21 protein-coding genes and 1 pseudogene are annotated in these 22,620 nt (G+C 72.6%); 13 read left to right on the forward strand and 9 right to left on the reverse strand.

Annotated elements, in window-relative coordinates; all coding sequences use genetic code 11:
* Positions 1–277: 277 nt before the first annotated feature.
* Complete coding sequence (locus tag RT054_RS02030) at positions 278–2,605, reverse strand: DEAD/DEAH box helicase (protein ID WP_313021901.1); 2,328 nt, start codon at positions 2,603–2,605, stop codon at positions 278–280.
* Positions 2,606–2,801: 196 nt separating this feature from the next.
* Between RT054_RS02030 and RT054_RS02035 the strand changes: the two genes are divergently transcribed.
* From RT054_RS02035 to topA, 5 genes are all read left to right on the forward strand, one after another.
* A complete protein-coding gene (locus RT054_RS02035) occupies positions 2,802–3,173 on the forward strand; it encodes an STAS domain-containing protein (RefSeq protein ID WP_312719736.1) in 372 nt (123 codons plus the stop codon).
* Positions 3,174–3,359: 186 nt separating this feature from the next.
* The gene (locus RT054_RS02040; protein WP_312719734.1) at positions 3,360–4,130 is read left to right on the forward strand and encodes a sigma-70 family RNA polymerase sigma factor; all 771 of its coding nucleotides are present in this window, start codon (positions 3,360–3,362) and stop codon (positions 4,128–4,130) included.
* Between the two features lie 245 nt (positions 4,131–4,375).
* On the forward strand, positions 4,376–6,634 hold the full coding sequence (locus RT054_RS02045; protein ID WP_313021903.1) for an alpha-amylase family glycosyl hydrolase: 2,259 nt from the start codon (positions 4,376–4,378) through the stop codon (positions 6,632–6,634).
* 117 nt (positions 6,635–6,751) lie between these two features.
* Positions 6,752–8,464, forward strand: coding sequence for an SAM-dependent methyltransferase (locus tag RT054_RS02050; RefSeq protein WP_313021904.1), 1,713 nt, complete (start codon positions 6,752–6,754; stop codon positions 8,462–8,464).
* 156 nt (positions 8,465–8,620) lie between these two features.
* Positions 8,621–11,494 (forward strand): type I DNA topoisomerase, encoded by a 2,874-nt coding sequence (topA, locus tag RT054_RS02055; protein WP_313021905.1) that lies wholly within the window; start codon positions 8,621–8,623, stop codon positions 11,492–11,494.
* 212 nt (positions 11,495–11,706) lie between these two features.
* On the opposite strand, the gene ykgO is transcribed toward topA, so the two are convergent.
* The 4 genes from ykgO to rpmB all read right to left on the reverse strand — a co-directional run bounded on the left by ykgO (position 11,707) and on the right by rpmB (position 12,631).
* Complete coding sequence (ykgO, locus tag RT054_RS02060) at positions 11,707–11,829, reverse strand: type B 50S ribosomal protein L36 (RefSeq protein WP_312719727.1); 123 nt, start codon at positions 11,827–11,829, stop codon at positions 11,707–11,709.
* A 91-nt stretch (positions 11,830–11,920) separates the two neighbouring features.
* Entirely contained in the window at positions 11,921–12,226 is a 306-nt protein-coding gene (gene rpsN, locus RT054_RS02065; protein WP_313021907.1) for a 30S ribosomal protein S14, read from the reverse strand.
* Position 12,227: 1 nt separating this feature from the next.
* Positions 12,228–12,398: a 50S ribosomal protein L33 gene (gene rpmG, locus RT054_RS02070; RefSeq protein WP_312719762.1), complete on the reverse strand. Its 171-nt coding sequence runs from the start codon at positions 12,396–12,398 to the stop codon at positions 12,228–12,230.
* Positions 12,395–12,631, reverse strand: coding sequence for a 50S ribosomal protein L28 (gene rpmB / locus RT054_RS02075; protein ID WP_313021908.1), 237 nt, complete (start codon positions 12,629–12,631; stop codon positions 12,395–12,397). The genes rpmG and rpmB overlap by 4 nt, the downstream gene beginning before the upstream one ends.
* Positions 12,632–12,684: 53 nt before the next feature.
* Here rpmB and RT054_RS02080 point away from each other — a divergent pair.
* The 8 genes and pseudogenes from RT054_RS02080 to RT054_RS02115 form a co-directional block, all read left to right on the forward strand.
* Positions 12,685–12,924, forward strand: a pseudogene (locus RT054_RS02080) (type B 50S ribosomal protein L31); the annotation flags it as partial.
* Between the two features lie 95 nt (positions 12,925–13,019).
* A complete protein-coding gene (locus RT054_RS02085) occupies positions 13,020–14,099 on the forward strand; it encodes a GTP-binding protein (RefSeq protein WP_313021913.1) in 1,080 nt (359 codons plus the stop codon).
* A 194-nt stretch (positions 14,100–14,293) separates the two neighbouring features.
* A complete protein-coding gene (rpmF, locus tag RT054_RS02090) occupies positions 14,294–14,473 on the forward strand; it encodes a 50S ribosomal protein L32 (protein WP_312719718.1) in 180 nt (59 codons plus the stop codon).
* Between the two features lie 210 nt (positions 14,474–14,683).
* Positions 14,684–15,445: a nucleoside phosphorylase gene (locus RT054_RS02095; RefSeq protein WP_312719717.1), complete on the forward strand. Its 762-nt coding sequence runs from the start codon at positions 14,684–14,686 to the stop codon at positions 15,443–15,445.
* 267 nt (positions 15,446–15,712) lie between these two features.
* Positions 15,713–16,387, forward strand: a complete 675-nt coding sequence (locus RT054_RS02100) for a response regulator transcription factor (RefSeq protein ID WP_313021916.1) — start codon at positions 15,713–15,715, stop codon at positions 16,385–16,387.
* Positions 16,384–17,691, forward strand: a complete 1,308-nt coding sequence (locus RT054_RS02105; protein ID WP_313021917.1) for a HAMP domain-containing sensor histidine kinase — start codon at positions 16,384–16,386, stop codon at positions 17,689–17,691. The genes RT054_RS02100 and RT054_RS02105 overlap by 4 nt, the downstream gene beginning before the upstream one ends.
* 202 nt (positions 17,692–17,893) lie before the next feature.
* Positions 17,894–18,088, forward strand: coding sequence for a putative motility protein (locus RT054_RS02110; protein ID WP_312719713.1), 195 nt, complete (start codon positions 17,894–17,896; stop codon positions 18,086–18,088).
* Positions 18,089–18,243: 155 nt separating this feature from the next.
* Positions 18,244–19,011 carry a RibD family protein gene (locus RT054_RS02115; RefSeq protein WP_312719711.1) on the forward strand — a complete coding sequence of 256 codons (768 nt, stop codon included), beginning with the start codon at positions 18,244–18,246 and terminating at the stop codon, positions 19,009–19,011.
* 180 nt (positions 19,012–19,191) lie between these two features.
* On the opposite strand, the gene RT054_RS02120 is transcribed toward RT054_RS02115, so the two are convergent.
* The 4 genes from RT054_RS02120 to RT054_RS02135 form a co-directional block, all read right to left on the reverse strand.
* Positions 19,192–20,082 (reverse strand): lysylphosphatidylglycerol synthase domain-containing protein, encoded by an 891-nt coding sequence (locus RT054_RS02120; RefSeq protein WP_313021918.1) that lies wholly within the window; start codon positions 20,080–20,082, stop codon positions 19,192–19,194.
* Complete coding sequence (locus RT054_RS02125; protein WP_313021919.1) at positions 20,079–20,954, reverse strand: hypothetical protein; 876 nt, start codon at positions 20,952–20,954, stop codon at positions 20,079–20,081. The genes RT054_RS02120 and RT054_RS02125 overlap by 4 nt, the downstream gene beginning before the upstream one ends.
* Complete coding sequence (locus tag RT054_RS02130; RefSeq protein ID WP_313021921.1) at positions 20,951–22,141, reverse strand: glycosyltransferase family 4 protein; 1,191 nt, start codon at positions 22,139–22,141, stop codon at positions 20,951–20,953. Before RT054_RS02130 ends, RT054_RS02125 begins: the two co-directional genes overlap by 4 nt.
* Before the next feature lie 77 nt (positions 22,142–22,218).
* Positions 22,219–22,599 (reverse strand): 6-carboxytetrahydropterin synthase, encoded by a 381-nt coding sequence (locus RT054_RS02135; RefSeq protein WP_312719706.1) that lies wholly within the window; start codon positions 22,597–22,599, stop codon positions 22,219–22,221.
* Positions 22,600–22,620 lie beyond the last annotated feature (21 nt).

Genomic DNA, 22,620 nt, shown 5'->3' on the forward strand with positions numbered 1-22,620 from the left:
CCGCCCAGTGCGCACCGGGCGCGGCCGGGGTCGCTCGCCCGGCCTCACCCGTACCCGGCGACGACGCCGCAGGCAGGTCCGTCGAAGTGGCGGAGCGTTCGTCGGCGGGCGGGAAGGCGGCGGTCACGGGATCCGTCCTCGGAGATGTCGGCTGATCGTCACCTGGACAGTGGTTCAGATCCGGGGCCCTGTCAACAAGCCCCACCGACGAGGCGTGGCCTCGTTCGCCGAACCGGCCGACCTGTGGGGCGCGCGGCGCCTCGGATGCCGCCTCCCCTCACCTCGCGGACTCCGATCCCCGCGTCGCCGAGAGAGGTCCGGCCTCGGCGTCGGCCAGCAGCCCGAGCACGCGGATCGCCCCGGCCTTGTCGAGCGGTTCGTTGCCGTTGCCGCACTTGGGAGACTGGACGCACGACGGGCATCCGGCCGCGCACGGGCACGACGACACGGCGTCGCGCGTGCGGGAGATCCACTCGTGCGCCCGTTCATACCCTTCGGTGACGAAGCCCGCCCCGCCGGGATGTCCGTCATAGATCATGATCGTCGGCAGCCCGGTGTCGGGGTGACAGGCGGTGGAGACGCCGCCGATGTCCCAGCGGTCGGCGGCCACGAGTAGCGGCAACAGGCCGATCATCGCGTGCTCGGCCGCATGGAGGGCGCCGGGGACGTCGGCGGGCTCGACGCCCGCCTCCTGCAACGCCTCCGGGGTGAGGGTCCACCACGTGGCCGCCGTGGTCATCGCCCGTTCGGGCAGGTCGAGAGGGTGCTGGCCGATCACCTCGCCGCCGGGCAGGCGCCGCAGGAACGAGGTGACCTGCGACCGCACCGACACCCTTCCCGTGGCCGCGGCGACCTCGTCCGCCGCGCGGTCCCGCGCGATGCCGAGGACGACGAACGAGCTCACCGATCGCGCCGTCGTGATCCACCCGGGGTCGCCCTGGACGACGTGGGCGCACCCGTCGTCCAGATCGAGTTCCCGCACGACGTACGTGCGGCCCTGGTGGAGGTGGACCGCCCCGGTGTGGAGGGCCGCGTCCGCCCGGGCCGCATCGACCGTGCCGATGACCCGGCCGGTGGCGTCCTCGACGATGCGGATCTGCGACCCGATGCCGCGCAGCGTCAGCTCGTCGTGCGGGCGCCCCTCGCGGGTCCAGAACCACCCGGCCGGGCGCCGCCGCAGCAAGCCGGCCTCGGCGAGCCTGTCGACGAGCGCCGCGGCAGTGGGGCCGAAGACGCCGTCGGGGGCGAGATCCTGCGGCAGCAGCGGGATCTCGTAGGCGGCGGCGAGCAGGTGGGGGCCGAGGATGTGGGGGTTGTCGGGAGCGACGACGCAGGCCTCGATCGGCCGGTCGAACAGGGCCTCGGGGTGGGAGACGAGGTAGGCGTCGAGAGGATCCTCGTCGGCGATGAACAGGACGAGGCTCGAGCGCCCCGCGCGGCCCGCACGACCGGCGCGCTGCCACCAGGCCGCCGTCGTGCCGGGCCAGCCCGCGAGCACGACGGCGTCGAGCCCGTCGATGTCGATGCCCAGCTCGAGGGCGCTCGTGGACGCGATGCCGAGCAGGCGCCCTTCACGCAGGTCGCGTTCGAGCAGGCGACGGTCCTCGGGCAGGTAACCCCCGCGATAGGCGGCGACGGTGCCCTCCCGACCTCCGGGGTCCTGCGCGAGTCGCCGCCGGGCGGTCTCGGCGACGACCTCGGCCCCAGCCCGCGACCGGGTGAACGCGACCGTGCGCACGTCGCCGGCGACGAGGTCGGCGAGCCGCTCGGCGGCGTGGGTCAGCGTGGATCGACGGTCCTCCCCGGGCGGGGGGGTGGGGTCGAGAAGCGCGAGGGTGCGTTCGGCGGCGGGGGATGCGTCGTCGGTGACGGCGACGACCTCGGCCCCGAGCAGTGCCCCGGCGTGCTGCGCGGGGTGGGCGACGGTCGCCGAGGCGAACGCGAAGGTCGGCGTGGCGCGGTGGTGGGCGCTCAGGCGACGCAGCCGACGCAGGATCGCGGCGACGTGGGTGCCGAACACGCCGCGATAGGAGTGGCACTCGTCGACGACCACGTACCGGAGGCCGGCGAGGAAGGCGGCGAAGTGGCCGTGACCGGGGAGGATCGAATGATGGAGCATGTCGGGGTTGGTGAGCACGACGTTCGCGTGCCGCCTGATCCACGCCCGCTCGTCCGTGGGGGTGTCGCCGTCGTACACCGCGGCCCTCACCCCCGGCAGGCCGAGCTCCTGCAGGTGGGCGAACTGATCGGCCGCGAGCGCCTTGGTGGGGGCGAGGTACAGAACGGTCGGCGCGCGACGGGCGGCGCGGGGTGGGGCGAGCACCGCACTCAGCGCCGGCAGCAGGAAGGCGAGGCTCTTGCCCGAGGCCGTGCCGGTGGACAGGACACAGTGCCGACCCGCCCACAGATGCTCGGCGGCCTCGACCTGATGGCGGTACGGGGCCACGATGCCGCGTTGTGCGAACGCGTCCCTCACCTCCGGCGCGACCCACGCCGGCCACGGGGCCACGGTGGCGTCCCGGGCCGGCAGGGTGCGCGTCGCGGCCAGACGTGGCCCGCTCGGCGGGAGCGCGTCCAGCGCGTGTCGGGGGTCGAAGGAGGACATCGCGGACACCGTACGGCCCTCGTGCGACAGGCGTTCCGCGGCGGCGCCCCGCATGTCCCGCCCTCGTCGTCGGGCGTGCCGTCGGGCGCGGAGACGCGGGCCCCGGAGGTCCCGTCGGGGGGACCCGGGATGGGAGGGGGAGTGCGACCGTGCGGGGCCGCGGTCTAGAGTGCGGACGGAGCGTGAGGAGGCGGCGATGACTGAGCTGACCGTGACCAGCGAGGACCTGGGGCCGTTCACGGTCGTCGAGACGACCGGGGACCTCGACCTCGTGTCGGCACCCGTGCTTCGGACGAGCCTCGAATCACTGTTCCGCGACGGCCGTATTCGCCTGATCCTCGATCTGCGCGGCGTCCCCTTCGTCGATTCCACCGGCCTCGGGGTCCTCGTCGGTGCGCTGCGGGCGGTCAAGCCGCACGGTGGTGACATCCGCATCGTGTGCACGGCCGAGCGCGTTCTCCGTGTGTTCTCCATCACAGGACTGGATCAGGTCTTCGAGGTCTTCGACAGTCCGCAGAGCGCCGTCGACGCCGCGGCTGCCGCCTCCCGAGGGGTGGGGTCCGCCTGACCGTCGACACGTGGACCACGATTGTCCGAACGTAGTCTGAACCCTGGCTGAGCTGCGGTGTCGTTGTGGGGGATGCACGTCTCACGCCGTCGGTCAACCCTTGCTACCGCCGAGAAGGGGCCGCTAGGTTGGACCCCGTGGTCGAGACTCGTGCCGCGACAGGGCCGGATGGACGGAGCTTCATTGGTGGCCTCCGAGGACAGCATCTCGCGTGAGGAACGAACGGAGCAGTTGTTCCTCCGTGCCTCCGCGATGAGCGACATCGCGAGTCAACAGGCGGTTCTCGACGAGATCGTCCTGCTCAACGCCGGGGTCGCCGAAGCCCTTGCGGGTCGATATGCACAACGGGGAGCGGATCTCGACGATCTGGTTCAGGTCGCCTACCTCGGGCTCGTCAAGGCGGTGCAGGGTTACCGCCTCGGTGAGGGGCCCGGATTCCTCGCCTACGCCGTCCCCACGATCTCCGGCGAGATCAAGCGGTACTTCCGCGACCATGGATGGATGGTGCGCCCGCCGCGCCGCCTCCAGGAGTTGCGCAGCGCGGCGGTCACCACGGCGGCCGACCTCGAGCAGGCCTGGGGGCGTCCGCCCACCAAGGCGGAGCTCGCCAAGGACCTGGGTGTCGCCGTCGACGAGCTCGCCGAGGCCGAGCAGTCCCGCGCGGGCTTCACGGCCATGTCCCTCGACGCGCCCGTGCGCGCAGAAGGATCGGTTCCCCTCGGCGACCTCCTCGTCGACGAGGCGGACTCGTTCTCCCGTATCGACGACGCCGAGATGTTGCGCCCGGCACTCGCAACGTTGAGTGCGCGTGACCGTCAGATCCTCCTGCTGCGCTTCGTCCGCGGGCTCACCCAGGAACAGATCGGCCGCGAGATCGGCGTGAGCCAGATGCAGGTCTCCCGCCTCCTCTCCCGGATCCTCGCCGGCCTCCGCGCGCAGCTCGAAGTCACGGCCTGACCCCCTCCTCCGGCGCCGACGTCCGCTCGACCGCGTCGGCGCCCCCTCGACGCACCGCCACGCCCGTCCCGGCCCGGGGGCGGGCGTCGTCGTGTCGGTGCCGTCCAGCGCAGTTCCCATGCCGCACAACCCTCCTCGGGCCCCGGCCGACGTAGCGTGAGGCCCTGTGCGCCGGGGCACGCGTCTCGTGAGCCGCCCCCACGTCGACGCGCAGGTGAGTTCTTCTGCCTCCCAAGGAGCCGCTCATGCCGATCTCACCCACGACCCCACCGAGTTCCACGCCTCCGGTCGTGCGTCGGCCCCGCGCTGTCGCACTCCTCGCGTCGGGGACGGGCGTCGCCCTCGCCGCGGCGCTGCTCGCCCCCGTTCCGGCCGCCGCGACGGACCGTCCCTCAGCTCGGCCGTCCCGACCCACACCTGCCGCCGCGCCCCCCGCGCCCGCTCCGGGCGCACCGGTCCGTCGGGCGCACGGGCCCGCCCCCGTGGTCTCCGCCCCCGTCGCACGGTCCTCCCTGCGGCAGGACCCGACCCGGGAGCGGTTCTACTTCGTCATGGCCGACCGCTTCGCCGACGGAGAATCCGGCAACGACCGCGGCGGCCTCTCCGGCGGACGGCTGGAGACGGGTTTCGACCCCACGCACAAGGGCTTCTTCCACGGTGGCGACCTCGTCGGCCTCATGGGCCGGCTCGACTACATCCAGGGCATGGGCACGACCGCCATCTGGCTCACCCCGTCGTTCAAGAACAAGCCCGTGCAGGGGCCGGCGGGGCAGGAGAGCGCCGGCTATCACGGCTACTGGGTCACCGACTTCACGCAGATCGACCCCCATTTCGGCACCAACGAGCAGATGAAGCAGCTGATCGCCGCCGCGCACGCCAAGGGGATGAAGGTCTATTTCGACATCATCACCAATCACACGGCGGACGTGATCTCCTATCGCGAGAACACGTACACGTACGTGCCCAAGTCGACGAAGCCGTACCGCGACGCCGCCGGTCGTGTGTTCGACGACCGCGACTACGCCGGCACCTCGGTCTTCCCGCGGCTCGATCCGACGACGTCCTTCCCGTACACGCCGACGTTCGAGAAACCCGCCGACCGCACCGTCAAGGTCCCCGCCTGGCTGAACGACACGACGATGTACCACAACCGGGGTGACACGACGTTCGAGGGAGAGAACTCCCTCTACGGCGATTTCTTCGGCCTGGACGACCTCTTCACCGAACGACCCGAGGTCGTCGACGGCATGGGGAAGATCTACGAGTCGTGGATCGACCTCGGCATCGACGGGTTCCGCATCGACACGACGCGGCACGTCAACATGGAGTTCTGGCAACAGTTCTCCCCGCGCATGCTCGCCCGCGCGGATCAGGGGGGCAAGAAGGACTTCTTCATGTTCGGCGAGGTCGCCGATCCCGACCCCCTCGAGATGAGCCGTTACTCCACCCGGGGACGTCTGCCCGCGACCTTGGACTTCGGGTTCCAGAAGGCCGCCCAGGGCTATGTCGCGGGTGGCTCGGCCGCGGACCTCGCCGCGTTCTACCGCAGCGACGACCTCTACACCGACGCGGACTCCAACGCCTATTCACTCCCCACGTTCACCGGCAACCACGACATGGGCCGGTTGCCCTTCCTCCTCAACTCCGGGTCGGCCACGTTCTCCAGGGCCGAGCTCCGGCGCCGCGTCGAGCTCGCCAACTCGCTCATGTACCTCACCCGCGGACAACCGATCGTCTACTACGGCGACGAGCAGGGATTCATCGGCACGGGAAACGATCAGGCCGCGCGCGAGGACATGTTCGCCACCAGGACGAAGCTCTACGCCCAGGAACCGAACCTCACCGGCCCGGCAGGGGCGCGTGATCGGTTCGACCGCGGCGCGCCGCTGTACCGGCAGATCGCCTCGCTCGCGCGGCTGCGGCAGGCGCACCCCGCGCTCGCGGACGGTGCGCAGATCACGCGTCTCGCGCAGAAGGGGCCCGGTGTCTTCGCGTTCTCGCGCGTCGGGACGGACAAACGCGAGTACCTCGTCGCCGTCAACAACGCGACGACCGCGAAGACGGTGAGCCTCCAGACCTACAACGCGCGGGAGCGGTACCGGGCGGTGCATGGGGCGCGTGGGTCCCTCACGTCGAACGCGCAGGGCAGGGTGACCGTCACCGTTCCCGCGATGTCGGCCGTCGTGAAACGCGCCGATCACCCGATCCGGCCGGCGCGCACGGCCCCCGCGGTGCGTCTCGACAGGGCGTTCACCAGGACCGAGGACGGCCGTATGCGGGTCGGTGCCGCCGTCTCGTCCGGCCGGTTCGTCGAGGCGACGTTCTACGCCCGCCGCGCCGGGTCGACCCGCTGGGTACTTCTCGGCACCGACGACAACGCCCCCTACCAGGTGTTCCACGACGTCGCCGACATCCGCAAGGGCACCCTGATGGAGTACCGCGCGGTCGTGCGGGACGAGTCCGGCCGCATCCGGACCGCCGGTGCCGTGGCGCGGGTGAGGTGAGCCCGCACCGCCTCACGCCGGGTGGCCCGGTCCCCGCCGGGGCGGGGCCACCCGGAGGGGGCGGCGCGGTGACCGGGTCGCCGAGGCTTGTCGGTGGGGGCACCTAGGGTAGGCGTCATGGAGACATCCCGGGACGCGCGTGCCGGTCAGGACGGCGTCGGTGGTGTGGGCCACAGGCGTGAGCGGGTCGGTGCCGGTGAGGATTCCGCGTCGCCGCGGGTGCCGGTCCTGCCCGTCGAACTCGTCGTGCCGTTGCGGCAGGACCTGGACGAGGCCGGGTATACGGCGGAGGGCGTCGCCGATCTTCTCGGACCGGTGGCCTCGGCGGCGTTGCGACGGGACCGTCTCGGGCCGGTGCGCCGCGCGCTCGACCGGGTCGGACGCACGCCGCTCACCTCGCTCCTGCGGTTGTTCGCGCTCGGGGAGACGGTGGCGGGTGAGGACCTCGATGCCGCCTGCCCGCGCGTGCGCGCCGACGGCCTGAACCGGATCGGTCTCGTCGTGCCGAGCGCAGAGGCGTCGACGCCCGGAGGTGGGCGGTGGCGCGCCGCGTGCGACCTCCAGCCCTACGGCGACGAGGAGCACACGTGGTGGGTCGCCTCGGACCTCGCCGAGGCCGTCACCGGGCGGCCGCTCCATCCCGATCACGTGCTCGGCATCGGTGGGGCCTCCCTCACGCTCGCCGCGTGGACGCCGCGGATCCCCGGGGGCCGTGTCCTCGACGTGGGAACCGGGTGCGGGGTGCAGGCGCTCCACGCCGCAGGCCATGCCGAGCACGTCGTCGCCACCGATCTGTCGCAGAGAGCGCTCGCGTTCGCCGTGTTCACCATGACCCTCGCCGATCAGCGGTGGGACCTGCGACGAGGTGACCTCTTCACCCCCGTGGGCGGGTGGGACAGCGGCGGGGGCCGCGGCGCACACGGCTCCGACGGGGACGGGGCGACACCCGAGCGGTTCGACCTCGTCGTCAGCAACCCGCCGTTCGTCATCACGCCGCGCGACACCGATCTGCCCCTGTTCGAGTACCGGGACGGAGGCCGGGAGGGTGACGCGCTCGTCGAGGCGTTCGTCCGCGGGGTCGGCACCCACCTCGCCCCCGGCGGGGTCGCGTGCTTCCTCGCCGACTGGGAGGTGCGTCGGGACGGCGACTGGCGTGACCGGTGGCGCGAATGGCTCGACACCCCGGAATGCGCCGGCCTCGACGCCTGGGTGATCGCCCGTGAGTACCAGGACCCGGCCGAGTACGCCGAGCTGTGGTCCCGCGACGGTGGCCACGCCCCCGGCACGCCCGAGTTCGACGCCTGGACCACCGCCTGGCTCGACGACTTCGACTCGCGCGACGTCGGGGCCGTGTGGTTCGGCGTCGTCGTGCTGCAGCGCCCCGCCGAACGGAGGGAGCGCTGGGTCGACCTCGACGAGGTCGTCGGCCGGGTCGACTCTCCGATGGGACCGCACGTCGCCCGCGGCCTCGCTGCCCGCACGCGTCTGCACGCGATGAGCGACGACGAGCTCTTCGCGGCCACGTGGGTCACGGCGCCCGATGTCACCGAGGAACGCCACTCCCGCCCGGGCGCGGCCGATCCGAGCGTCATCCTCGTCCGGCAGGGCGGGGGGTTCCGACGGGCGATCCGGGCCGACACCGCCCTGTCGGCCTTCGTCAGCGTCTGCGACGGTGACCTCACCGGCGAGGTCGCCGTCACGGCCATCGCCGCACTCACCGAGGAGGACCCGGTATCGCTGCGCCGGCGCCTCGCCGCACCGGTCCGGCGCCTCGTCGCCGACGGGCTCCTCGTCCCCCCGGCTGAGGGTCGACGGGGTGAGGGGTCGTGACACTCCGGGGTTGGAGGCGCTCGCGATGTGGGGACCTCGGGCTCGTTCGCCGGATAGGTGAGTGCCCGCCGTACGCGTTACGGTGTGCGGACCTGCGCGTCGGCGCAGAGGGGAAGGCAGCGGCACTACCGCTGCGAGGAAGGACGCCGGGCAGTCGTGACTGAGAGTGCATCCCGGCGACTCGTCATCGTCGAGTCGCCGGCCAAGGCCAAGACCATCGCCTCGTACCTCGGTCCGGGGTACGAGGTCGAGGCCTCCGTGGGTCACATCCGCGACCTGCCGAATCCCAGCGAACTCCCCGTCGACATGAAGAAGGGGCCGTACGGGCGCTTCGCCGTCGACGTCGACAACGACTTCGACCCCTATTACGTCGTCGACCCCGACAAGCGGAAGAAGGTCACCGAGCTCAAGCGGGCCCTCAAGGACGCCGACGAACTCCTCCTCGCCACCGATGAGGACCGCGAGGGGGAGGCCATCGCCTGGCACCTCCTCCAGGTGCTCAAGCCCAAGGTGCCCGTGCGTCGCATGGTCTTCCACGAGATCACCAAGGAAGCCATCCAGCGCGCCGCGAACGAGACCCGCGAGCTCGATCAGTCCCTCGTCGACGCACAGGAGACCCGGCGCATCCTCGACCGCCTCTACGGCTACGAGGTCTCGCCGGTGCTGTGGCGCAAGGTGCGTCAGGGTCTGTCCGCCGGTCGCGTGCAGTCGGTCGCGACCCGTCTGGTCGTGGAGCGCGAGCGGGAGCGCATGGCGTTCCGCGCCGCCTCGTACTGGGACGTGACCGGCCGTTTCGGCGCCGCCGGCGAGTCCTTCACCGCGCGCCTCACCGCTCTCGACGGCACCCGCATCGCGACCGGCCGTGACTTCGGTGACGACGGGCTCCTCAGGAGCAGCGTCACCCACCTCGACGAGGCCGGCGCCCGCGCCGTCGCCGAGGCGGTCGCCGCGGCCTCCGCCACCGTCGCCGACGTCAGCGAGAAGCCGTACTCACGACGCCCGTCCGCACCGTTCACCACCTCGACGCTGCAGCAGGAGGCGAGCCGCAAGCTGCGCCTCTCGAGCCGCAACGCCATGCGCGTCGCTCAGCGGTTGTACGAGAACGGGTACATCACCTACATGCGAACCGACTCCACGACCCTCTCGGAGTCGGCGCTCACCGCCGCTCGCGGCCAGGCCCGCGACATGTACGGCGAGGAGTACGTCCCCGCCTCCCCGCGCCGGTACGAGAAGAAGGCCGCGAACGCCCAGGAGGCGCACGAGGCGATCCGGCCCGCCGGTGACACGTTCCGCACGCCCGCGCAGGTCGCCGGGGAGCTGCGCGGCGAGGACTTCGCCCTGTACGAACTCATCTGGAAGCGCACCGTCGCCTCCCAGATGGCCGACGCCAAGGGGTCGACGGCCTCCGTCAAGCTGACGGTGCCCACGTCGGGCGCGCCCGTCGGCGGCGACGCCACGACCACGGCGGAGTTCTCCGCCAGCGGCACGGTCATCACGTTCCGAGGCTTCCTCGCCGCCTACGAGGAGGGGCGCGACGACGACGAGCGCGCCGCCGCCCAGCTCCGCGAGGAGGACCGGCGCCTGCCCAAGCTCACCGAGGGCGGCTCCCTCGACGTCACCGACGCCCAGGCCGACGGCCATGAGACGTCCCCGCCGGCCCGCTACACCGAGGCGACCCTGGTCAAGGCCATGGAGGAGCTCGGCATCGGGCGTCCGTCGACGTACGCGGCGACCGTCGCGACGATCCAGGACCGTGGCTACGTCGGCACCAGGGGTAACGCGCTCGTCCCGCGGTGGCTCGCGTTCGCCGTCACCCGGCTCCTCGAGGAGCACTTCTCGAGCCTTGTCGACTACCGGTTCACCGCGAGCATGGAGGCCGACCTCGACGCCATCGCCCGCGGTGACGCCGGCCGCGTGGAATGGCTGCAGAAGTTCTACTTCGGTGACTCCGCCGAGAGCGCCGCGGGCCTGCGTCACCTCGTCGAGAACCTCGGCGACATCGATGCCCGCGAGATCTCCACGGTGCGCCTCGGCGACAACATGGTCGTCCGCGTCGGCCGCTACGGGCCGTACGTCCAGGAGGAGGTGCCCGAGGGGGTCGACCCCGCCACCGGCGAGATCACCGGCGCCGACCCCAAGGAGGCACGTCGGGCGTCGATCACCGACGACATCGCCCCCGACGAGATGACCCCCGCGAAGGCCCGCGAACTGCTCGAACAGGCCTCCGACGACGGTCGCGTGCTCGGCACCAACCCGGAGACGGGCCGTGAGGTGGTCGCCAAGGCGGGTCGCTACGGGCCGTACGTCACCGAGGTCCTCACGGAGGCCGAGAGCGAGGCCAAGACCAAGGTCAAGCCCAAGACGGGCAGCCTCTTCAAGGGCATGGACCTCGCGACCATCGACCTCGACGTCGCACTGCGGTTGCTCTCGTTGCCGCGTGTGGTCGGCACCGACGCCGAGGGCGTCGAGATCACTGCCCAGAACGGTCGCTACGGGCCCTACCTCAAGAAGGGCACCGACTCCCGGTCCCTCGCGACCGAGGACCAGATCTTCGACATCACCCTCGACGAGGCCCTCGCCATCTACGCCCAGCCCAAGCAGCGTGGTCGCGCCGCGGCCAAGCCGCCGCTGGCCGAGCTCGGCGAGGACCCGGTGAGTGGGCGTCCCGTCGTCGTCAAGGACGGCCGCTTCGGTCCCTACGTCACCGACGGCGAGACCAACGCGACCCTCAAGCGCGACGACGACCCGGAGAAGATCAGTCCCGAGCGCGGGTACGAACTCCTCGCGGAGAAGCGCGCCAAGGGCCCCACCACCCGCAAGAAGACCACGAAGAAGTCGGCCAAGAAGACGACGAAGAAGGCGCCGGCCAAGAAGGCGGCGGCGTCGAAGAGTGCGACGGTGAAGAGCACGGCGTCGAAGAGCACGGCGGCGACGTCGGCGGGTGGCAAGGGCAGGGCGACCTCGAAGACCGGATCCGCGGCCGGGGCCGCTAAGACTGCGGGGCCGCTGCACACCTCATCCGAAAGCTGAGACAGCTGTCGCGAGGGCTCGCTCGGCCGCGCGCGTCAGGACTCCAGGCGGCGCCCGACGACGCCCACCCAAGCTCCTCGCGCCCCCGCACGAGGGGCCGGATCGGATGACGTCATCCGCCTGGAGGGGGCGGGGAGTGGGCATGACATGGTGAGGCCGGCCGTCCCGGGATGGTCACCGGGGACGACCGGCCGTTCCTGCCCTGCGACGGGTCAGCCCTGGCGGGCCTTGAAGCGCGGGTTCTGCTTGTTGATGACGTAGAGGTGGCCGCGGCGCCGGACGACCTTCGAACCGGGCGCCTTGGCGAGGGACCGGATGGAGGCGCGGACCTTCATGACGTTGCTCCTGTCTGCGGACCGTCGTCGGCCGTCATGGCCGGGGTGGCGGTGTGGGATGGGGGGTGAGGACCGACCTCGGTCCGGGCCTTCACCAGCTGGACTTGGTGACGCCGGGGAGTTCCCCGGCGTGGGCCATGTCGCGCAATCGCACGCGGGAGAGACCGAACCTGCGGTACACCGACCGGGGTCGTCCGTCGACGACGTCGCGGTTGCGCAGGCGGGTCGGGCTCGCGTCGCGCGGCATCTTCTGGAGCTCGCGCATCGCCGCGGCGCGGTCGTCGTCGCTGCCGGCGGGGGAGGCGATCGTCCGCTTGAGTTCGGCCCGTCGCTCGGCGTACCGGGCGACGATCTCGCGGCGCTGGGCGTCCTTGGCGATCTTGCTCTTCTTGGCCACCTCAGCGCTCCTCTCGGAACTCGACGTGCTTGCCGATGCGCGGGTCGAACTTACGGAGGCGAAGGCGGTCGGGGTCGTTGCGACGGTTCTTCCTGGTGACGTACGTGTAGCCGGTGCCCGCCGTCGAGCGCAGCTTGACGATCGGGCGTAGCTCGGTGCTCCGCGCCATCAGATCTTCTCCCCACGGGCCAGCAGTTCGGCGACGACGGCGTCGATGCCCCGCCGGTCGATGATCCCCATGCCTCGGGGGCTGACCTGGAGTGTCACCCGGCGACCGAGGCTGGGGACGACGTAGTTCTTGCGCTGGACATTGGGATTCCAGCGGCGCTTGGTGCGTCGGTGACTGTGCGAGATCGAGTTGCCGAACTGTGGCGTCGCCCCGGTCACCTGGCAGCGTGCGGACATCTGCCCTCCTGTGCTAGTAATGAGAACCGTTCCCATAACGTACAGGAGGCCCCGTGAGAAGCGGAATCCACCCCGACTACCACCCGGTCGTGTACCGCGACCGTGCAGCCGGGTACGCGTTCCTCACCCGTTCGACCGCGACGCCCGCGGCGACGATCGAGTGGGAGGACGGTCAGACCTACCCCGTCGTCGACGTCGAGGTGTCCTCGGCCAGCCATCCCTTCTGGACCGGCACGGCCCGTGTGCTCGACAGCGAAGGCCGCGTCGAGAAGTACCTGCGCCGCTACGGCCGCGCGACCAAGGGGGCCGCGGCCTCGACCGGCGCCACCGGGGCCGAGGGCGCCGACGGTGTCGAGCGCACCGACTGGCCCGCGACGAGGCACTCGCGGTGATCCCCGTCATCACCTGCTGCTCGGTCGACGAGGTGTTGCGCGCCTCGGTCGGTGCAGGTCTGCTGCTCGATCTCCCGGGGGCCGTCGTCGTCAGCCACGACATCGACCACGGCGGTGGCACCCTGCGGCGCCTCATTCAGGGTGCCGAGGGGATCCGCGACGACGAGACGAGGCCGCTCGATCACGCGTGCCTCGGCTGCGCTCTGAGGGAGGACATCCTCCCGACGGTGCGCGACCTCGCCGCGACGAACCCCGCGGCGATCGTCCTCGCCCTGCCCGTCACGGCCGAGCCCGTGCCCGTGTTGCGGGCGCTGGTCGAACTCGCCGACGAGGGGATCATCACGATCGGCGCCGTCATCAGCGCGGTCGCGACCGGCGACCTCGCGTGGGACGTGTGCGGCGACGACCTGCTCACCGAGCGGGGACTCGCCCTGTCCGAGGACGACGAACGCGCGCTCGGCGAGGTGCTCGTCCGTCAGATCGAGGGCGCCGACGTCGTGCTCCTCGACGGCACGCCCGACGCCCTCGGCGAGGCACTGCTCGATCACCTCTCGCCCGTGCGGACCGAACGCTCGCCCCTGCACGAGGTCGACGCGTTCGCGCTGCTCACCCCCCGTGACCGGGAGGACGTGCTCCACCGCGGCGATCCCCTCACCGATCATCGCGCCGGGGCCGACGGATGCGTGCCGTGCCGTGAGGGCGTGTGGACCGTCACGCTCGAATCGTGGCGACCGTTCCATCCGGAGCGGCTGCGCGAGAACCTCGAGATCCTCGGTGGTCGTCCCGGTCGCAGCCGCGGGGTCTTCTGGCTCCCGACCCGCCCGCACACCGCCTGTCAGTGGGAGGGCGCCGGAGGCCGGATCAGCCTCGGCGATCTCGCCACCTGGCAGGACGTCGGCTGCGACGCCTGCACCCGCATGGTCGTCACCGGCGTCGAGGGCGAGGCGGAGGAGGTCGTCGCCGCGTTCCACGCCTCCCTGCTCACCGACGTCGAACTCGCCGACGGGTTCCGAGCCTGGGCCGGTGAGGACGACGGCTTCGACCCCTGGCTCGGCGAGCGCCACCAGGCCGCCTGACCGGCACCGGCGTTCCGAGGTGCACACCATCGTCCAACGGTGCGTCCGACCGACGCACCGACCGACCGACCACGCCAGCGGCCCGACCACCCCGATCAGCCCGGCCGATCCGGCGCGGACCGGGATGGCCCGGTGCCGACCCGGCCCCCCGATGCGGCCGACGCCGCCCGACACGACACGAGAGCGAGACCCTCATGGCAGTTCCCAAGCGCAAGATGTCCCGCGCCAACACCCGCAGCCGGCGCGCCCAGTGGAAGGCGAGTCCGCCCGACCTCGTGCCCGTGACCGTCAACGGGCGCACCGTCGTCGTGCCCCGACGTCTCGTGCGCGCCGCGCGGCTCGGTCTCGTCGAGGGTGCCCCGCTCGATCGCTGACGTGCCGGGACATCGGCCTGGCGAAGGCCGCCGTCCGCGCACCCCATCGGCCTCGGGTGCCGCGAAGGCAGGGGACATCGCAGGTGAGGATGCGGTGAGACGGCGGTGATCACGACCCCTTCGCTGCGTCCTCACCTGCGTCCTCATCTGCGGTGAGCGGCGACCTTGCCGCGGGTCGGTCGTGGTGGGGCGGATGCGAGACTGGCGCCCATGCGCAGCGTCGGCAGCTTTCCCGTCCTCGATCACGACGACGACCCGGACGACCTCATCTCGGCCGCCCAGCGGGAGACGTCACGGGTCCGGCTTCCGGAGCGGGCGGTGTTGACGCTGCTCGGCGACGTGGCGACCCGATACGCCGAGGAGCACGGCTACGAGGTCGTGGACGAGGTCGAGACGATCATCCGGCGCCATCCCGTGCGCGTCGGGACTCACCGTGGTGTCGAGGTGGCCTTCGTCGAGATCCCCCTCGGCGGGCCGGCGGCGACCATCCTCTTCGAGCACGTCCTCCGGGGCGGCGTGCGGAGCGCCGTCGCGGTCGGCTCGTGCGGAGGACTGGTCCATCTCGAGGAGGGTGCGTTCGTCCTGCCCACCAGGGCGTTGCGCGCCGAGGGCACCTCCTATCACTACCTTCCGCCGGGGGAATGGGTCGAGACGAGCCCCCGGCTGCGCGACGCCTGCGCCGACGCCGTCGAGGCGGCCGGCCTCACCCACCACGAGGCGCTGACGTGGACGACCGATGCGTTCTATCGCGAGACCCGCGAGACCCTCGCGGCGCGACTGGCGCAGGGCTGCGAGGTCGTCGAGATGGAATGTGCGTCGCTCGCGGCGTGCGCTCAGTTCCGGGGCGTCGAGTTCGCTCAGATCCTCTACACGGCCGACACCCTCGCCGGGGAGGGGTGGGACGCGCGGGGATTCGGGCGTGACGCGCGCGAGGTCGCTCTCACCCTCGCCCTCGACGCCGTCGTGGGCTGACCGTCGGGGTGGCCGGGAGGCGCCGTCCCACGTGGCCGCGAGGGACCCTGACGGGCCCGGCCCGACGCGTCACGAAAACGTCATCAAGGGTGGGATAGAACTTTCAGTCGTCAGGCTCCGGGTGGCAGGTCCGGAGACCAGGATGTCGTGGTTCCCCGGGGGGAGGCGCGGCGGCCCGGGTCCTTACAGGGGAGGACCCGACCATTCGTCGGCCCCGGCGCAGTTCAGGGGAGCGCCGGGGCCGACGAACGCGCGGAGGGGTGGATCATGGGGGGCGTGCGGGTACTCCTCCTCGAGGACGACCACGAGTTGAGATCGTCCGTCGCCACGGCGCTCCGTCGTCAGTCCTACGCCGTCGACGAGGCGAAGACGATCGCCGATGCCGACGAACGCCTGTCGATCAACACCTACGACGTCGCCGTGCTCGACCGCAGCCTGCCCGACGGTGACGCCGCCGATCTCCTCCGCCGGGTGCGCAAGGACGGCTGCAGCGTCCCGGTCCTCTTCCTCTCGGCCCGCGCCGACATCGACGACCGCGTCCGCGGCCTCGACTCCGGCGGCGACGACTACCTCGTCAAGCCGTTCGCGATGGAGGAACTCCTCGCCCGGCTGCGCTCGCTCTCCCGCCGATGTCCCGACACCGTCGAGGGTGTCCTGACGCTCGGGGACATCGAGATCGACCCCGCTCGTGTGCGGGCCACGAGGGCGGGTCGGTCGATCCTGCTCACCCCCAAGGAGTTCGGTCTCCTCGCCTACCTCGTGCGCCACGCCGGCCGCGTCGTGTCCCGCACGGAACTGCTCGAGCACTGCTGGGACGAGTTCGCCGACCCGAGCAGCAACGTCATCGACGTCCGCATCCGACTCCTGCGGGGCAAGCTCGGCGACCCGCCCGTCATCCACACGGTGCGCGGTGCAGGGTTCGTCGCGGAGCTCCGGCGGTGAAGCCGGGCGGATCCGGCAACGACGTCTTCTCCCGCCTGCGCCGGCGTCTCACCCTGATCTTCGCGACGGTCGCGCTCGTCGGGCTCGCGGCGTTCACCGTCATGCTCATCCTGCTCGACGACGCCTTCGACAGCGCTCGCATCGACGCGATCCTGCGCGGTGAGGCGTCGCGCTCGGCGGCGCTCGTCTACAGAGACTCCGACGGTCGACCCACGGGCGAGGCGCTTGACGGCGATCACGTCGCGTCCCAGGTGAGCGGCCTGCTCGTCGTCTACCGCGAGGGCGGGGGGTACACGACGCTGTTCACCAAGGGGGAGTCGATCCAGGGCGATTGGCGCCATGCCGCCGACGAGTGCCTGCGCGACGCCGCCGAGTACGGCACCTTCGCCGACATCGGCAACCTGCGGGTGGCGGGGATGCCGTGGTGGCTCACGACGGAGGACGACAAACCCTCGGGGTGCGCCTTCGCGGTGACGCCCGCGCGTTCGATCCTGCAGACGGAGGTCGCGATCCCCGCGGCCGGGGGATCGGCGCTCATCCTCGTCGTCCTCACCTCGCTCGTGTGGTGGGCGGCGGGCCGCAGCCTCCGCGTGGCCTCGGAGGCGCTCGCGGACCGAGAACGGTTCCTCGCGACGGCGGCGCACGAGATGCGCGGACCGCTCGCCCGCATGCGCGCGATCGGGGAGACGACCCTCGACGGGCTCGCCCCCGGGCAACCGCAGACGGCGGCCGGGCTCCGCGTCCTCGTCTCGACGGCCGACCGCGCCGGCCGGGTCGCCTCCAACCTGTTGCTCGCCTCCCGGATCGACCACGCGGAGGTGCCCGTGCAACCGACGCCGGTGCGGCTCGACGACCTGGCGTGCGAGGTGGAGACCGTGGTCGACGGCGTCGTCGTCGACGTCTCCGAACCCGTCGAGGTGAGCGGTGACGCGATGCTGCTCCGGCAGGCGATGACGAACCTCGTCGACAATGCGATGCGCCACGGGCATCGCGAGGGTGTGCCGTCGCAGGTCATGCTCTCGGTGGTGTGCGACGAGGGGGTCCCGGTCATCCGCGTGGCCGACGACGGGCCGGGCTTCCCCGAGGGCGTCGACGTGCTGCAGCCCTATGTCGCCGGCACCGGTGGCGGCAACGGACTCGGTCTGCCGCTCGTGCGGTGGATCGCCGAGCGCCACGGTGCCCAGCTCTGGGTCGGCGACGCGAAGGGGCGCGACGGCCTCGACGGTGCCGCGGTGGAGATCCGCTTCGCTCCGGACGGGTTGTCCACATGGCAGGATCGCCGCAGGCGCCGGCCCCGTCCCTGAGCAGCCCTGCCGCCGCGCAGGTTTGGTGACGGGATCCCCACCTCGGAGGCGGTCGGAGCCCCCCGCCCTGCCTGCACCCGTCCTCGGAGGGTCAGGGTCGACCGTCCGAAGCCGATGAGTAGCCCGGATGAACTGCCATTCATCCACGACGCCGGACCGTGCCACGCGGCTGCGTCGACACGACGACGGAAGGTTCACACCCATGGACGTCGCGCTTGCTCAGAGCATCCTCAGCAGCAGGACAGCGGCCGCCTACCAGGACGCCCAGGTCTCCATGCTGCGGAAGACGATGGACGCGGAGAAGCAGGCTGCCGGCCGGCTCATCGACAGCATGATGGCCTCGATGCCCCTCGCCACCGAGGGCAGCCTCGGACGCCATGTCAACACCTACGCCTGATCTCGACCGCCTGCCCACCCCTGCCCCTGTCCCGCCGCGATGCGGGGATGACCTGCGAGGCCTCGCGATTCTCCGGGCGCCGCGTCCAGGGCCGTGAGCGCCCCCACACCCCGCCCGTCCTGGCGTCACCGGGGCGCGCCGGTTAGCGTGCCGGGGTGACTACCTCCGGCGCGGCGTCCGAGCCCACCACCGGTGATGCCCCGGGCGGGAGCGGTGCGGTCCCCGACACGGGAGACCTCCCCGAGTTCTACGCCCCACTGGCCACCGCCGATCCGCTGGTCATCGCCCAGCTCGGGCAGAGCCTCGACGGGTTCATCGCCTCCCGCACCGGCGACGCCGACTTCGTCACGGGGGTCGAGGACCGCCGCCACCTCCACGTCCTCCGTTCCCTCGTCGACGCGGTCGTCGTCGGCGCGGCGACGGCGATCAGCGACGACTGCCGACTCACCGTGCGCGAGGCGCCCCTGCGGGGTGTCCCGCCGACGCGGGTCGTCATCGACCCGAGGGCACGCCTGCCGCGCACGGCCCGTCTGCTCACCGAGCCCGACGCCCCGACGCTGTGGCTCGTCGCCGAGGGGCACGAGGCCGACGCCGCCGGGGTCGTGGCCGACCTCGGCTCCCACGTCGACCTCCTCGTCCTTCCCGAGTCCCGGCTGCGCGCCCCGGCGGCGCTCGTCGAGGCGCTCGGCGCGCGAGGGCTTCGACGGGTCCTCGTCGAAGGCGGCGGGCGGCTCGTGTCGGCGTTCCTCGCCGCGGGGGCCCTCGATCGCCTCTACGTGACGACCGCGCCGGTCCTCATCGGCGACGGCGTTCCGGGACTCCGGTTCTCGGGAGTCGACGTTCTCGCCGAGGCCCTCCGGCCGCCCAGCCGCCGCCTCGAACTCGGCGACGACGTGTGCACCGAGTTGCGTCTGCGAGGCTGAGTCCCCGGTCCCGGGCCCTCCCGCCGACGCCGCGTCGCCGACGCCGCGTTCCCCACGCCGGCCTCGCCGACGCCACGTTCGCCACGACGCGTTCGCCGCCACCGCGTTCGCCACTGCTCTGGTCGCCACCGTCGTCCTGGCCGTGCGGGGCCACGGCGCCTCATCGCTCCCGCGGATCCGTCAGTCGTCCCGACGAGCGCGCAGGAGCGAGGTGAGCAGTGGGATCAGGCCCGGCAGCGTCGAGACGAGCGCGAGGAGGCCGTAGGCCACCGAGGTCGTGAAGCCCACCGACGGGTCGAGGCCCGCGAGTTCGTAGGCCACGGAGGCCGCGCCCTCACGCGGACCCCACCCGGCGATGTTGACCGGGACCGACATCCCGGCGAGGGTCGCCGCGCCGAGCGTCGCGACCCGCGTCCCGGCGAGGGGAGGGACGACGTCGGCCCGCGCGAGAGAGACGTGGGCGAGGACGAACAGCCCCAGGAACGCGAGCCAGCCGATCACCGACCAGCCGAGGCAGGCCGCGACGGTTCGGGCCGGGAGACGGCGCATCGACCACCCGGCCACCGCGAGCACGACGACGGCGACGACGCCGAGCCCCGCGGCGAGGTCGGGCCGCCCGAGACGGACGACCGCCGCCGTGGCGGCGAGGACGACGACCGCCGTGCCGCACAGCCGTTCACCGACGACGGAGGTGAGTCCGTCCCACCCGGCGCCGGCCCGACCCCGGCGGGCGGCGCGGAGGGCGTCACCGGCGAGGCCCCCGGGGAGGGTGGCGTTGAGGAGCGCCGCCTCGAGGCACCGCGCGATGGCATGACGGGTGCTCATGTGATCGCCGAGGCCGGCGGCCACGGCACGCCACCGTAGCCCCTGCGCGGTGGCGCCGACGAGCCCCAGCGTGATCGCCCCGAGCGCGGTGAGCGGCGTGATCGCCACGCCCGCCGCCGTGACCGCCCGGGTGCCGAAGAGGTGGACGAGGAACGCGAGCAGCGCACCCGCCACGGCGATCTGGAGCGCCGCGCGCACGACCCGGCCACCCTGGCGGGGCGGGGAGGTGGTCGCGACGGTACTCACTGCGGCAGGACGAGGAGGTCGACGTGCCCGACGACCACGGCGAGGGAGCTGGCGTCGAGCCGAGCGAGGCGACGGTCGCGCCACGTGCTCGCGCGGGTCTCGAGGGTGGGGTCCTGCTCGATCGCGACCGCCGCTCGATCGGTGAGGTAACGGCGCAGCAGGGGGGCGTCCGCGCTGGTGAGGCGCCACGGTGTCGCCGCCTCGACGACCTCGGCACCGGAGGCTCGCAGTCGGTGCGCGAGGTGACCCGCCGCGCTGGACCCCGCGATGCCGTCTCGGCGCTGGTGGTCCTCGAAGGCGCGGGCGACGACCTCGTCGTCCTCGTCGTGGGGGACACAGGTCACGGCGCCGTCGACGCTGAGGGCGAAGAGCGCGGGTGTGCCGGTGCGCACGAGGAGGTCGGCGAGGTCGTCGAGCTCGGCCGCGGTGAGCAGGTCGAGCAGCGCCGAGGCGGTGACGACGCTCGCGCCGCCACCCTCGGACTCGCGGATCTCGGCGAGGAGGCGGGGGAGGACGTCGAGGCCACCGTGCACGCGCCGGGCCGCCTGGCCGGTGGCGGTGGGATGGGAGAGCAGGTCGGCGTCGTGGTCGAGCAGTGTCCAGTGGGAGGGGAACGGCAGGCGCGGGGCGAGCCAGTCCTGGTTGGCGCCCGTGCCGGAGCCGACGTCGACGAGGTGCACCTGCCGGGGCTCGCCCGGCTCCTCGTGGCGGGCCCGGAGATACCTCCAGAGCCGGCCGAGCAGGCGTTGGGTTCCCTCGCGTGCTGCCGCGTCGGCAGGTCGGCGCAGGGCGAGCCAGTCCGCCTCGACGGGTCGCGTCGGTGAGGGGGTGCTCGGATTCCCCTGTGGGGGGTGCGTTCTCTCGGTGGTCATGAGCTGCTCTCGCTCGGGGCGCGGGATGGGTGGCGCCGCGTCGACGGTGGGGTGGACGAGTCGGTGGGTCGCGGTGTCGATCCGCCGGTCCGTGATGCCGGGCTCGTGCGTTCGGCCTCGTGCTCGGCTCGTGGGGCGGTGAGGGGGTGGGGGCTCGCGGTCGGTGGATGGTCGGTGGTGGCGTCGCCGGGGGCAGGGACACGCGCGAGAGCCCCGGCGAGGACTCGGGCCGTGTCGGACCACCGTCGCAGACTCGTGCGGCGCCCGCGCGCGGCCTCCCGGTATCCCGGCTCGCAGAGGACTCGACGCACCCCGTCGGCCAGGGCCCGGGGAGACCTCGCGTCGACGGCCACCCCGGGGTCGGGTCCCTCGCCGTCGGTGAGGGCCTCGACCGCGCCGGTGCCCGCGGCGACGACGACGGGCACGCCGTGGGCGATCGCCTCGGTGACGACCATCCCGTACGTCTCGGCGAGCGAGGGCAGCACGAGGACGTCGGTGCGCCGCCACAGCGCCTCGAGATCCTCGCCGACGACGACACCCGGGAGGGCCACGCGGCCGCCGAACCCGGCCGCCGCGACGGCGTCGTCGAGGCGGGCACGGTCGGCGTCGGCGCCCGGTCCGGCGAACACGGCCGTCCACGGGTCGTCGAGCAGCGCGAGCGCTCGGAGCAGCGTCACGTGGTTCTTGCGCGGGGTCAGCGAGGCGAGACACAGCACGAGCGGTGGCGAGTCCGTACGCGGGTCGTCCCTCCCCGCAGGGTCGGTCGTGAGGTCGACATCGACGCCGGGTGGCGCGACGAGGACGTCGGGGCGTCCATACCGACGCCGGAGGTCGTCAGCGGTGGTGCGGCTCGTCGCGACGACGACGTCGGCGAGGGCGACCGCTCCACCCTCCGCCCTCGCCAGGTCGCGGGCGTGGTCGGCGGCCAGGCCGGTCTCGTCGGCGAGGGGGAGGTGCACGAGGAGGACGAGGCGGGTCCCGGATCGCTGCGCCGCGCCGAGGACACCGGGGTGGGCGGCGCCGACGAGACCGTCGACGATGACGTCGTCGGCGTCCCGCAGCGCCTCGGCCAGCGTGGAGGAGGTGCCGGGGCCGTCGGGCCAGGCCCCCCGCAGAGGGACATCGGTCGGCGGCGGCCCGGGCCACACCGCGAGGACGGCCTCGTCGTAGGCGGTGCCTCCGCTCACCACGTCGGGGGTGGGACGCAGGAACCGGACGCGCCGGCACCCGGGCTCGGCGCCGGCGCCGGCACCGCCCCCCGCGCTCACGGCAGGTCGCGGGTGTACGACGCCCAGGCGTCGGGGTTCTCGCGCAGGACGACCTCGAGGGAGGTGAGCGCGGGATCGGTGAGCCGGGAGGCGAGTTCGTCCGCGATGTGGCGGGCGACGACCTCGGTCGTCGAGATCCTGCCGGCGAAGGCGGGGTGATCGTCGAGGTTGCGGTAGCCGATGTCCCCGAGGACCTGAGCCAGCGCCTCGCTCGCCGCGCCGATGTCGAGGACGACGCCGTGCTCGTCGAGCTCGGGGCGGCTCCACGTCGCCTCGACGACGAACGTCGCACCGTGCACGCCCTGCGCCGGGCCGAAGAAGGGGTCGGGCAGGCTGTGGGCGATCATCACGTGGTCACGAACGGTGAGGCGGAACAAGGGGACTCCTTCATCGAGGTG

Origin of the sequence: Mobilicoccus sp. (genome assembly GCF_032060985.1) — a bacterium.
In the GTDB taxonomy this organism is placed as follows: domain Bacteria; phylum Actinomycetota; class Actinomycetes; order Actinomycetales; family Dermatophilaceae; genus Mobilicoccus.

Bases quoted from the DNA above. Each gene is read 5' to 3' on its own strand.
- ykgO (WP_312719727.1), bottom strand. From the start codon at position 11,829: ATGAAGGTCCGCGCCTCCATCCGGTCCCTCGCCAAGGCGCCCGGTTCG.
- RT054_RS02035 (WP_312719736.1), top strand. From the start codon at position 2,802: ATGACTGAGCTGACCGTGACCAGCGAGGACCTGGGGCCGTTCACGGTC.
- RT054_RS02125 (WP_313021919.1), bottom strand. From the start codon at position 20,954: ATGACCACCGAGAGAACGCACCCCCCACAGGGGAATCCGAGCACCCCC.
- RT054_RS02110 (WP_312719713.1), top strand. From the start codon at position 17,894: ATGGACGTCGCGCTTGCTCAGAGCATCCTCAGCAGCAGGACAGCGGCC.
- RT054_RS02050 (WP_313021904.1), top strand. From the start codon at position 6,752: ATGGAGACATCCCGGGACGCGCGTGCCGGTCAGGACGGCGTCGGTGGT.
- RT054_RS02095 (WP_312719717.1), top strand. From the start codon at position 14,684: ATGCGCAGCGTCGGCAGCTTTCCCGTCCTCGATCACGACGACGACCCG.
- rpmF (WP_312719718.1), top strand. From the start codon at position 14,294: ATGGCAGTTCCCAAGCGCAAGATGTCCCGCGCCAACACCCGCAGCCGG.
- rpmB (WP_313021908.1), bottom strand. From the start codon at position 12,631: ATGTCCGCACGCTGCCAGGTGACCGGGGCGACGCCACAGTTCGGCAAC.
- RT054_RS02030 (WP_313021901.1), bottom strand. From the start codon at position 2,605: ATGTCCTCCTTCGACCCCCGACACGCGCTGGACGCGCTCCCGCCGAGC.
- RT054_RS02045 (WP_313021903.1), top strand. From the start codon at position 4,376: ATGCCGATCTCACCCACGACCCCACCGAGTTCCACGCCTCCGGTCGTG.
- RT054_RS02100 (WP_313021916.1), top strand. From the start codon at position 15,713: ATGGGGGGCGTGCGGGTACTCCTCCTCGAGGACGACCACGAGTTGAGA.